This is a genomic window from Clostridium zeae, from assembly GCF_017312485.1.
Lineage (GTDB): Bacteria > Bacillota > Clostridia > Clostridiales > Clostridiaceae > Clostridium_AR > Clostridium_AR zeae.
In genome coordinates this window covers 1,247,656-1,258,828 of sequence record NZ_BMBA01000002.1, presented here as the reverse complement: position 1 = coordinate 1,258,828, position 11,173 = coordinate 1,247,656, and the positions used below count along the sequence as shown (strand labels likewise).

8 protein-coding genes are annotated in these 11,173 nt (G+C 31.3%); 7 read left to right on the top strand and 1 reads right to left on the bottom strand.

Going from position 1 to position 11,173, the window contains the following annotated elements:
- Positions 1-417, top strand: a 417-nt coding sequence (locus tag J3477_RS14795) for an ABC transporter permease (protein WP_206870709.1), incomplete at its 5' end; no start/stop codon positions are given.
- A gap of 182 nt (positions 418-599) precedes the next feature.
- Here J3477_RS14795 and J3477_RS14790 read toward each other — a convergent pair.
- On the bottom strand, positions 600-2,651 hold the full coding sequence (locus tag J3477_RS14790; RefSeq protein ID WP_206870708.1) for a penicillin-binding transpeptidase domain-containing protein: 2,052 nt from the start codon (positions 2,649-2,651) through the stop codon (positions 600-602).
- Between the two features lie 384 nt (positions 2,652-3,035).
- On the opposite strand from J3477_RS14790, the gene J3477_RS14785 reads away from it, so the two are divergent.
- The 6 genes from J3477_RS14785 (at position 3,036) to tpiA (ending at position 10,945) form a co-directional block, all read left to right on the top strand.
- A complete protein-coding gene (locus tag J3477_RS14785; RefSeq protein WP_206870707.1) occupies positions 3,036-4,103 on the top strand; it encodes a BMP family lipoprotein in 1,068 nt (355 codons plus the stop codon).
- 283 nt (positions 4,104-4,386) lie between these two features.
- The gene (gene rpoN / locus J3477_RS14780) at positions 4,387-5,754 is read left to right on the top strand and encodes an RNA polymerase factor sigma-54 (protein WP_206870759.1); all 1,368 of its coding nucleotides are present in this window, start codon (positions 4,387-4,389) and stop codon (positions 5,752-5,754) included.
- 503 nt (positions 5,755-6,257) lie between these two features.
- Positions 6,258-7,301, top strand: coding sequence for a sugar-binding transcriptional regulator (locus J3477_RS14775; RefSeq protein ID WP_206870706.1), 1,044 nt, complete (start codon positions 6,258-6,260; stop codon positions 7,299-7,301).
- 388 nt (positions 7,302-7,689) lie between these two features.
- Entirely contained in the window at positions 7,690-8,706 is a 1,017-nt protein-coding gene (gap, locus tag J3477_RS14770) for a type I glyceraldehyde-3-phosphate dehydrogenase (RefSeq protein WP_206870705.1), read from the top strand.
- Positions 8,707-8,814: 108 nt separating this feature from the next.
- Positions 8,815-9,993 carry a phosphoglycerate kinase gene (locus J3477_RS14765; RefSeq protein WP_206870704.1) on the top strand — a complete coding sequence of 393 codons (1,179 nt, stop codon included), beginning with the start codon at positions 8,815-8,817 and terminating at the stop codon, positions 9,991-9,993.
- 205 nt (positions 9,994-10,198) lie between these two features.
- A complete protein-coding gene (tpiA, locus tag J3477_RS14760; RefSeq protein WP_206870703.1) occupies positions 10,199-10,945 on the top strand; it encodes a triose-phosphate isomerase in 747 nt (248 codons plus the stop codon).
- The last annotated feature ends 228 nt before the right edge of the window (positions 10,946-11,173 follow it).

Sequence of the window (11,173 nt, the reverse complement as noted above, 5' to 3'; positions counted from 1 at the left end):
AGAATAAGAGCCGTTGGAGAACATCCAAAGGCAGCAGATACTCTAGGAATAAACGTATATAAGATAAGATATGTCTGTGTTGTAGTATCAGGAATGCTTGCAGGTCTTGGTGGAGCTGCATTATCACTTGGAAGTACACCACTATATAGAGATGGAATGGTATCAGGAAGAGGATTTATAGCTCTAGCAGCTGTTATCTTCGGTAACTGGAAGCCAAAAGGAACATTACTTGCATGTTTATTATTCAGCTTTGCAGATGCGTTCCAGTTAAAATCACAGTTACTTGGACTTAAGCTTCCAACAGAAATATATTCAGTATTCCCTTATGTAATAACAATGATAGCTTTAGCAGGATTTGTAGGTAAGACACAAGCTCCAGCAGCTGATGGTGTACCTTACGAAAAGGGACAGAGATAATTAATTTTAACAATATTCTTAATAGTATTAAATATACCAAAAAGGCATATCATATAGGCAAAGCCTAGATGATATGCCTTTTGAATTTATAATTTGGAAGTTGTACATCTATTCTGCAAAGCAGCTAAACTAATTCAATACTTAAAATTAAAATAAAGATTTCCTATTGAAGTGTTTTGTATTTATGATCCAATAGAGTAACTTAATATATTTTTTACCTTAGGAACTAGATATTTAGTTCCTCCAATCGACTTGGCATCTTCCATTATCATTGATACAACCACTTTAGGATTATCTACATTCATACCTACAAACCAAGAATTCTCTTTGCCAGTTGTATCATTTTGGTTGGTCTTAAGTTCAGCGGTGCCTGTCTTTCCGCCTATGTTCACACCATTTATTTTAGCTAGATTTGCTGTAGCAGAAGGACTATTTACAACAGCTACTAAATCATCTTTTAGAATGGATAAGTTTTCTTTTTTTATTGCCCCTTCTTTCCATACCTTTCCTTTGTTCTTGTCGTTAAGTTCTAGAATTGGAGTCATTATATTACCATCATTTACAACTGGACTGTATAGAAAAGCTGCTTGAAGAGGAGTTATAAGTAGTTCACCTTGTCCATATCCAGTATCTGCAAGAAGTTCATCAGTTTTTATACTATTATCATTTGCTAGTTGATTTTTTGCCATAGGATATGCAAATGGGAAATCTTCTCCTATACCAAAAGCTTTTGTGCCTTCTGTAAATTTATCTTTTCCTATTTTTAAAGCTTGTTGTGCAAAATATATATTATGTGAGTATATTAAAGCATCTCTTAAGTTTACAGGCTTTCCAGGATCTACGGTCGTTGTTATTTGTTTACCTCCCCATGAACTATCTTTCTGCCAACTTGTACCTTTAATATCAAGGGTTTCATCAGGATTAATTATTTTGTTGTTTAATCCTATTGAAGCTGTAACTAATTTGAAGATTGATCCGGGAGCATAAGAATTATTAAATCTATTGTCAGACATATCCTTCCATGAAGAGTCGAGTTTACTTTTTATGGAATTTGTTTTATAAGTTACAAATATATTTGGGTCATAAGATGGAGAACTAACGAGAGCGAGTACTTCACCGGTCTTTGGATTTATTGCAGAAGCTGCCCCTTTTTGACCGCTCATTTCATTATAAGCTTTTTGTTGTAAGGCTAAATCAATAGAAAGTTGGATGTTTTCACCTGCAACAGCATCTTTCTTGGCTATTATAACTTCTGTATCCTTGTCATTAACTTTTCTAGAAATATAAAGTTTTAAACCATCTTGGCCTTTTAGTCTTTTTTCAAAAATTTGTTCTAGACCAGCTTTGCCTATATAGCTAGTATTGCCATAGCCGTTTCCTTTATTTTTTTCTAATTCTTCTGAAGTAATTGGTGCCACATATCCTATTAATGAGCCAATAGCGTCTCCACCATTATATACTCTAGAGGATTTTTCTAAGTACTTAACACCAGGTATTGAGATTGCTTTTTGAAGTTTGTCTTTTTCATTTAAAGAAACATCTACTAAAGGTATAAACTCTTCTAGCTTATTTTCTGCGCCTTTAATCTTATCATTTATAAAATCCACACTTAAGTCTAGGGTTGAAGCAAGAAGTTGAATGCTGGAATCTTTAGTAGGGAGGAACTTCCTTGGATGAATTCCAAGAGAAGCAACTTTGTCGTTGTATGCTAATTTAGTCTGAGATCTATCAGTTAATTCACCTCTAGTAGCGGTGACTCTTTGAATTTTAACTTTTTCGCCCTTTTCCATCTGAGGAAATATAAGTTTTTCACTCCATTGAATTTTCCAAAGATTATCTTTATCCTTCTTATCAGAGCTTTTTGTTAAGGTTAGATTGTAATCTTTAATATCTAACTTTCCAAAGCTGCTGTCCATAGATAAATCAAAGGGTATGCTAATAGTTGAATCTTTAGATTTATCTGCTTGCGATAAATCTTTAGCAGTAATACTAATATTATCATTTTCAAGACTTTTATATATACTATCATACTTGTCTATAAAATCTTTTTCTGTTATATAGCTTTTTGATTTATCATCTAAAAGTGAATATAAGGTTTGATAATCTTTTTTGGCTAAGGATTGTTTAAATTTATTGAAAGCATCTGACGGCTTTTCTTGTTTAGAGCAACCAAGAATAGAAAATGGAATTAATAAAATAATGAATATTAAAAAAAGTTTATTGAACTTTTTCATAATAATTACCTCCTGTAGATTATTAATGTAAAACGCTTAAACTTAAAAAGTTTAATGTTAAGCAGTGTGTTGAAATTAATTGGTTATACATCCAATGCTTTAATGAGCTTACGCAAAGAATTAATATGAAAAGACAATTGAGTGATGTAACTAATAGCTAACAAAATTATAGCATAAATTTCCTGTTTAGTATTAATGTGTAATAATAATTCATTTAATTTACTAGAATAATAAACTCATATTGTCGTAAATTATATGTATATAGATAAAGCACTTCATTAATGAATTAATCATAAGATTAGATTTAAACTGAAAAGTTAATCTTAACAATTGAAGGAATTTATCTTAATTTTTAATCCATCATCTAAGTTTGGAGGGGTTAATATGAAAAATAGGATATTTAATTTTCTATTAAGTATAATTGTAATATCTAGTATGTTAAGTGCATGTAGCAAGAAAGATGACTCATCCAACGGTGGGAATAGTAAATCAAAAGTAAAGATTTCTTTAATAACCGATGAGGGTGGAATAAAGGATAGATCATTTAATCAGGCGGTTTATGAAGGAGTTGAAAAAGCTTCTAAAGATTTGGGGATAACAGCAAATGTAATAGAATCAAAAAGCAAGGACGACTTTCAAAAAAATATAGATAAAGCAGCAAAAGATAGTGATTTAACCTTCGGAGTAGGGTATGGTATGGTAGATGCTATAACCAAAGCAGCTAAGAATAAAAGTGATAAGAATTTTGTTATTGTTGATGCTATGATTGATTCGCCTAATGTGAAGTCAATAACCTTTAGCAATGAAGAAGGAGCATTTTTAATGGGAATTATAGCTGGCAAAATGACTAAAACCAATAAGGTCGGTTTTGTTGGAGGGACAGAGACTCCTATTTCAGAAAGTTTTGAAGTTGGATTTGCATGTGGAATAAAGACTGTTAATCCTTCAGCTTTTGAAGCTATAATAAGCAAAAAAAGTGTTAGATATGTAGGAAATTTTACTGATAAAGATAAGGCATATAAACTTGCTAAAGAGTTATATGATAGAGAATGCGATATAATATTCCACGCAGCAGGAACTGCAGGAGAAGGAGTTTTTAAAGCTGCAAAAGAAACAAAAAAGTTTGCAATAGGTGTTGATACAGACCAAGGTGAGATATATGAAAAATACACTGATGTAATTTTGTCTTCAATGGTGAAAAATCTAGATAAGGTTGCATATCAGGCTTGCAAAGAAACTATAGACGGAAAATTTAGAGGTGGAGAAAATAACGTTGTGAAATTAGGATTATCAGGTGGAGGGATAGAGATTGCGAAATCTACTTCAAATAATACTCCTAAAGAAATAATAGAACTTGTGGAAAAATATAAAACAGAAATAATAAGTGGCAAATTTAAGGTTCCTACTAGAACCGAAGAAGCAAGAGAATTTAATCCTCCTATTATAAAATGATAATTTTAATATAGTGATTCCAGATTGAAGTGTCTCGTCTTTAAAGTAAGTGGAAAAACAATTAAAGTGATATATCTTTAACTTAATAAAGGTATATCACTTTAATAAAAATAAAGTACTTTAAAACCTTATACTTGTTATTTTTATGATTTTAAAATAGAATAAAATTATAGGATTTTTAGTTTGGATATGGCTATTAATTGGTTGAAAATACTAATTTTAGGGATGTTTTAACTTTAGAACCCTTTAATATATGAAATTATGAAGAGGTATTTATATGGGGATGGAGTTATCGTTTAAATTAACCCAAGAACAAAGATTAATTTTAACTCAAAAAATGCAGCTTTCAATAAAAATACTTCAAATGTCCAATATAGATTTAGTTCAGTATATTGAAAGAGAGTATTCGGAAAATCCTGTTCTTGAAGCTGAGTATAATAATAATTATCAGGAAAAGACTGAAATTAATGATAGAATAGACTACAAAGAAATAATAAAGTATCTAGAATTTGATAACTATGGTGCTCAATCATCTTCTAGTTATGATGAAGAAGTATCGCCTTTTATGTTTATTTCTTCTAAAAAATCATTGAAAGATCATCTTCATGAACAAGTTTTAATCTTAGATATAGATGAATATATGAAAAATATATGTGATTATATTATTGAAAGCATAGACAGTAAGGGGTACTTGGATATAAGTTTAGAAGCCTTGAGCAACGAAATAAATATATCCGATGACTTAGCAGAAGATGCACTTTATATAGTGCAGAATTTAGATCCTGTTGGTATAGGTGCAAGAGATTTAAAAGAATGTCTTAAGATTCAGCTTATGCATAAAGGGATATTAGATGAGATTTTAGAGATGATTGTAAACGAACACTTAGAGGATATTGCTGAAAATAAATACAATAATATAGCTAAGAAACTTGGAATAAGTGTACAAGATTCTCAAAAGTATGGAGATCTTATTAAAACTTTGGAACCTAAACCTTCAAGAGGGTTTTATACAGGTGATGAAGAGAAGTTTATAATACCTGATGCTGAAATAAGAAAATTAAATGATGAATTTATAATTATTATGAATGAGAGAGTTTTGCCTAGCCTCACAATCAATCCTTTATACAAAGAGATTATTTCACAAAGTAAGGACAAGGATGCTGAGAGTTATGTAAAAGATAAGATAGACAGTGCTATGTTCTTAATTAAGAGCATTGAACAAAGAAAAAGTACTCTGCATAAAGTTTTGGAACGTATAGTTGATAAACAGAAGGAATACTTTGAAAAGGGTGAACAGTACTTAAGACCAATGACTTTAAAAGAGATAGCTGAAGAATTAGATATACATGAATCAACTGTGAGTAGGGCAATTAAGGAAAAATATATTTTAATTTCTAAGGGAACTATAAAAATAAAAGATATGTTCACTACTGGAATACAAACACAAGGTTCAGGGGAAGATTTAGCAGTCATAAATATAAAGAACGCAATTAAAGAGCTAGTGGATGCAGAAGATAAAGGGAAGCCACTTTCGGATCAAGCTATATGTGATGAACTGAATAAGAAAGATATGAATATTTCAAGAAGAACTGTAGCAAAATATAGAGAGGAAATTGGTATAAAGTCTTCAAGTAAAAGAAAAAGATTTTAATATACATAAAATAGAATGATTTAAATATATTCAAGTAACTACTTTAATGCCAAAATGAAAAATGGATAGTTTAGTTAAGTATAAAATTCTATTCTATCTATGGTTTTAAAGTAGTTATTATTTAATGTTTTTTTATTGTATTTGTAATTAAAGATGAAACACTTCAATCTGAAACCTATTTTCAAAACTCCTATGGGTTCTGAGAGGAGAATTTGAAAATATAAGTTTAATTATGAAGTAGTTTATCTATATTTAATTTTCATGCACTCTAAACTTTAGTGGTTTATCTATATAAATGCAGTAAAGAAATAAAACTTATTTGACTTTAAGTTTCCTCATATAAATTCGGAAAGGCAGATGCGTGAAAAAAAGCTCACTTCAGCGACTTTTTTAGTAAATATTTTCTAAATCAACTTTTAAAATATGAAATGTTGGTTTATAATATTATTTGTGGGACATAAAAGTATTTAGTGGGACGTTGAAGGGCCAAAGGAGTGTTTTTCTTGCAAGAAATATTGAAGCTACAAAAAAAGATAGTGCCTGAACTAGTGGAGCTACTTGAGAAAAGATATAGCATATTAAGAGCTATATATTACAATCAACCAATAGGAAGAAGAATATTAGCTAACATGTTAAGTTTAGGAGAAAGAATAGTAAGAACAGAGATAAACTTTTTAAAATCTCAAGGATTAATAGAAATAAATACTCCAGGTATGACAGTAACAAAAGATGGAGAAGAAATCTTGGAAAACTTGAAAGGGTTTATTCATGAAATAAAAGGATTGTCAGATGTAGAAGAGTTCATTAGAAAATCACTTGGAACTAAAAAAGTAATAGTAGTTCCTGGAGATATGGATCTTGATAATTCAATAATAAAAGAACTAGGAAAAGCAGCTGCTAATTATGCTAAATCCATTATAAAGAGTGGTAACGTAATAGCTATCACTGGAGGAAGTACAATAAAAGAAGTTATAGATAATTTTCCTAAGATGAATAATATTCACAATGCTATGGTGGTTCCAGCTCGAGGCGGTATGGGAAAAAAAGTTGAAACACAGGCGAATACACTTGCTGCTAGGCTGGCAGAAAAGTTAAATGGAAGTTATAAGATGCTTCATGTTCCAGAGAATTTAAGTGAAGAAATATTAGAAACTATTATACAAGAAAAAGAGATAAAAGACGTAATAGATACCATTCATAAGGCTGATGTACTTGTATATGGTATTGGTAGAGCGGATAAAATGGCTACAAAAAGAGGTTTATCACAGGAACAATTTGATAGACTAACAAGCCTAGGTGCTGTAGGTGAAGCTTTCGGGTTTTATTTTGACAAACAGGCTAAGGTTATAAGTGTAAATCAAACCTTGGGGATAAATATAAATGATGTAAATAAAATATCTACGCATATTGCAGTAGCTGGAGGAAAAGATAAAGTTGAAGCTATACTAGCTACAGAACTCAATAAAAGTAATGGTGTACTAATTACAGATGAGGGTGCTGCAATGAAAATAATAGAATATTTAAATGGATTCAATAACCAGGAATAAAATAAAACTATTTAAAAAAACTATAGTAGTATATTTGACTAGTTAAAATATGAATACTATAGTGATATTTATTTAGTAATCTAATAGTATATGAAATTACAATATTTGATTAATAGTGATAATAATTTGATATATGGTTTAATTTATAACAAGTTTACCATTAAAATCGCAATGTTTCCTTGAATAAAGTAAAATTTACAGTTTTTTTTAAAAATACTATTTAAAAATTCCTATAAATATTCTATAATAGACATGTGGGACGAAATAATATTCACTGGGAGCATTAATGACCAGGTTATTATTTTGGCTTAACTATTAGTTAAAATGTTATAAAGTATTTTTACAAATATTTTAAATAAAAAATTATATCTTTTAGGAGGTACTTTCAATGGCAAATATTAAAGTAGCAATTAATGGGTTTGGACGTATTGGACGTCTTGCATTCAGACAAATGTTCGGTGCAGAGGGATATGATGTTGTTGCAATCAACGACTTAACAGATCCTAAGATGTTAGCACACTTATTAAAATATGATTCATCTCAAGGTAGATATGATGGAACAGTAGAAGTTAAAGAATCTTCTATAGTTGTAAATGGAAAAGAAATCCAAATATATGCAAAAGCTGATGCTGCTACACTTCCTTGGGGAGAAATAGGAGTAGACGTAGTACTTGAATGTACTGGTTTCTATGTATCTAAAGCAAAATCACAAGCACACATCACTGCAGGTGCTAAGAAAGTTGTTATATCAGCTCCAGCTGGTAACGATCTTCCAACAGTTGTATTCAATGTAAACCATGATGTATTAACTGCTGATGATCATATAATTTCAGCTGCATCTTGTACAACTAACTGTTTAGCTCCAATGGCTAAAGCTCTTAATGACTTAGCTCCAATTCAATCAGGTATAATGTCAACAATCCATGCTTACACTGGAGATCAAATGGTATTAGATGGACCACACAGAGGTGGAGACTTCAGACGTGCTAGAGCTGCTGCTGTAAACATAGTTCCTAACTCAACTGGTGCTGCTAAAGCTATAGGATTAGTTATTCCAGAATTAAACGGAAAATTAATCGGTTCAGCACAAAGAGTTCCAGTTCCAACTGGTTCAACTACAATTTTAGTTTCAGTTGTTAAGGGAAAAGACATCACAGTTGAAAGCATCAACGCTGCTATGAAGGCTGCTTCAAACGAATCATTCGGTTACACTGAAGAACAATTAGTATCTTCTGATATAGTTGGAATGAGATTCGGTTCATTATTCGATGCAACTCAAACTATGGTTTCAAAAATCGGAGAAGATTTATACCAAGTTCAAACTGTTGCATGGTATGACAACGAAAATTCATACACTAGCCAAATGGTTAGAACTATAAAGCACTTCGCTAACTTCTTAAAGTAATTTAAGTATTTAGTTAAAAGTATTTAAACATCAAAAATAGGTCTGGTTTTGTAGTTATGGCTATAAGGCCAGACCTTTTTAAATTATAAAATTAAGAGGTGAAAATCCATGAGTTTCAATAAGAAAACAATTGAAGATATCGAAGTTAAAGGTAAAAGAGTATTAGTAAGATGTGATTTTAACGTTCCACTAAAAGATGGAGTTATAACAGATGAAAATAGATTAGTTGGAGCACTTCCAACAATAAAATACTTAATAGAAAATGGTGCAAAGGTTATACTTTGCTCACATTTAGGAAAAGATGCTTCTAAGTCATTAGCTCCAGTTGCTAAGAGATTAAGCGAAATACTAGACAAAGAAGTTGTTTTTGCTGCTGATGAACAAGTAGTTGGCGAAAATGCTAAAAAAGCTGTAGCAGAAATGAAAGAAGGAGACGTTGTTCTTCTTGAAAACACTAGATTCAGAAAAGAAGAAAGCAAAAACGGAGAAGATCTATCAAAGGAATTAGCTAGCCTTTGTGATGTATACGTAAATGATGCTTTTGGAACTGCTCACAGAGCTCACTCATCAACTGAAGGAGTTACTAAGTTTGTAGATACAGCTGTATGTGGATACTTAATTCAAAAAGAATTAAAGTTCTTAGGAGAAGCTGTAAATAACCCAGTTAGACCTTTCGTTGCTATATTAGGTGGAGCTAAAGTTTCAGATAAGATAGCTGTTATAAACAACTTATTAGATAAGGTTGATACTATAATTATAGGTGGAGGAATGGCTTACACATTCCTAAAAGCTCAAGGATATGAAATCGGAAGCTCACTAGTAGAAGCTGACAGATTAGATTATGCTTTAGAAATGGTTGAAAAAGCTAAGGCTAAGAATGTTAATTTCTTATTACCAGTAGATCATAGAATAGCTGCAGAGTTCAAGGATGTTGAACCTAAGGTTACTGAAGATCAAAACATAGAAGCTGGATTTATGGGATTAGATATCGGACCAAAGACAGAAGCTTTATATGCTGAAGCTATAAAGGATGCTAAGACTGTAATCTGGAACGGACCAATGGGAGTATTCGAATTCGAAAACTTCAACAAGGGAACAGTTGCAGTTGCTAAGGCTATGGCTGATGCAGATGCTACAACAGTAATAGGTGGAGGAGATTCAGCTGCTGCTGTTAATATATTAGGCTTTGGAGACAAGATGACTCACATCTCAACTGGTGGTGGAGCATCACTTGAATTCTTAGAAGGAAAAGACCTTCCAGGAATATCAGCTTTAAACGATAAATAGTAGATTTTATTAGTGTGGGGGGCGGCTTAGGTCGCTCCTTATAAACTAATAAATCTATTTATATATGTTGAAAAGAAGAAGTTTAAAATATAACTTTTTATATTGTTAAAAATATAAGAAGTTAACAGTTTATTGATTTTAAGTGGCTTAAGATTACTTGAAGTTAATAACAAGTTATAATAAATAAAATTTAGAGGTGAAAGATATGAGAAAAGCAATAATCGCAGGAAACTGGAAAATGCACTACACTGTTGATGAGGCAGTTAAGTTTATAGAAGAATTAAAGCCATTAGTAAAAGATGCTACTAGTGAAGTAGTTGTTTGCCCAACATTTGTAGCTTTAGATGCTGTTAAAAAGGCAGTAGCTGGCACTAACATAAAAGTTGGAGCTCAAAACATGCATTGGGAAGAAAAAGGCGCTTTCACTGGAGAAATAGCTCCAGGTATGTTAGAAGCTTTAGCTATAGATTACGTAGTAATAGGACATAGTGAAAGAAGACAATACTTTGCTGAAACTGATGAAACAGTTAACAAGAAGTTAAAAGCTGCTTTTGCACATAAGATAGTTCCAATACTATGCGTTGGTGAAAGTTTAGAAGAAAGAGAAACAGGAAAGACTAATGCAGTTATAGAAGCTCAAATAAAAGTTGACTTAGCTGGATTAACTAAAGAACAAGTTGAAGAATTAGTTATAGCTTACGAACCAATCTGGGCTATAGGAACTGGTAAAACAGCTACATCAGAACAAGCTAACGAAACAATAGCTGCTATAAGAAAGATGGTTGCTGATATATTTGGAGCAGAAGCTGCTGATAAGACTAGAATCCAATATGGTGGAAGTGTTAAGCCTTCAACAATAAAGGAACAAATGGAGCAATCAGATATAGACGGTGCTTTAGTTGGTGGAGCAAGCTTAGTAGCAACTGATTTCGCAGGAATCGTTAACTTTTAAGATATAACTATATTTAATAGTTGTATTAAAATTAATGTTGAGATGAAGACAATAGTGACAGGCAACTAATACCAATTGTTTGTTGCTATTGTTTTTTATTTTATCACATATTATAATTGTCAGTAGAACATAGTCATAAAAGAAGTATAGTTCTTAGAATAAAAGTATACTTAAAAATCTTTAACATAATTGTAAGGAATTTTAAAGATACTATATAAAAAACTATAG

What these genes read in the sequence shown, in the direction of transcription:
- J3477_RS14790 (WP_206870708.1), bottom strand. Translation starts at nt 2,651, where the DNA reads ATGAAAAAGTTCAATAAACTTTTTTTAATATTCATTATTTTATTAATT.
- J3477_RS14785 (WP_206870707.1), top strand. Translation starts at nt 3,036, where the DNA reads ATGAAAAATAGGATATTTAATTTTCTATTAAGTATAATTGTAATATCT.
- rpoN (WP_206870759.1), top strand. Translation starts at nt 4,387, where the DNA reads ATGGAGTTATCGTTTAAATTAACCCAAGAACAAAGATTAATTTTAACT.
- gap (WP_206870705.1), top strand. Translation starts at nt 7,690, where the DNA reads ATGGCAAATATTAAAGTAGCAATTAATGGGTTTGGACGTATTGGACGT.
- J3477_RS14765 (WP_206870704.1), top strand. Translation starts at nt 8,815, where the DNA reads ATGAGTTTCAATAAGAAAACAATTGAAGATATCGAAGTTAAAGGTAAA.
- tpiA (WP_206870703.1), top strand. Translation starts at nt 10,199, where the DNA reads ATGAGAAAAGCAATAATCGCAGGAAACTGGAAAATGCACTACACTGTT.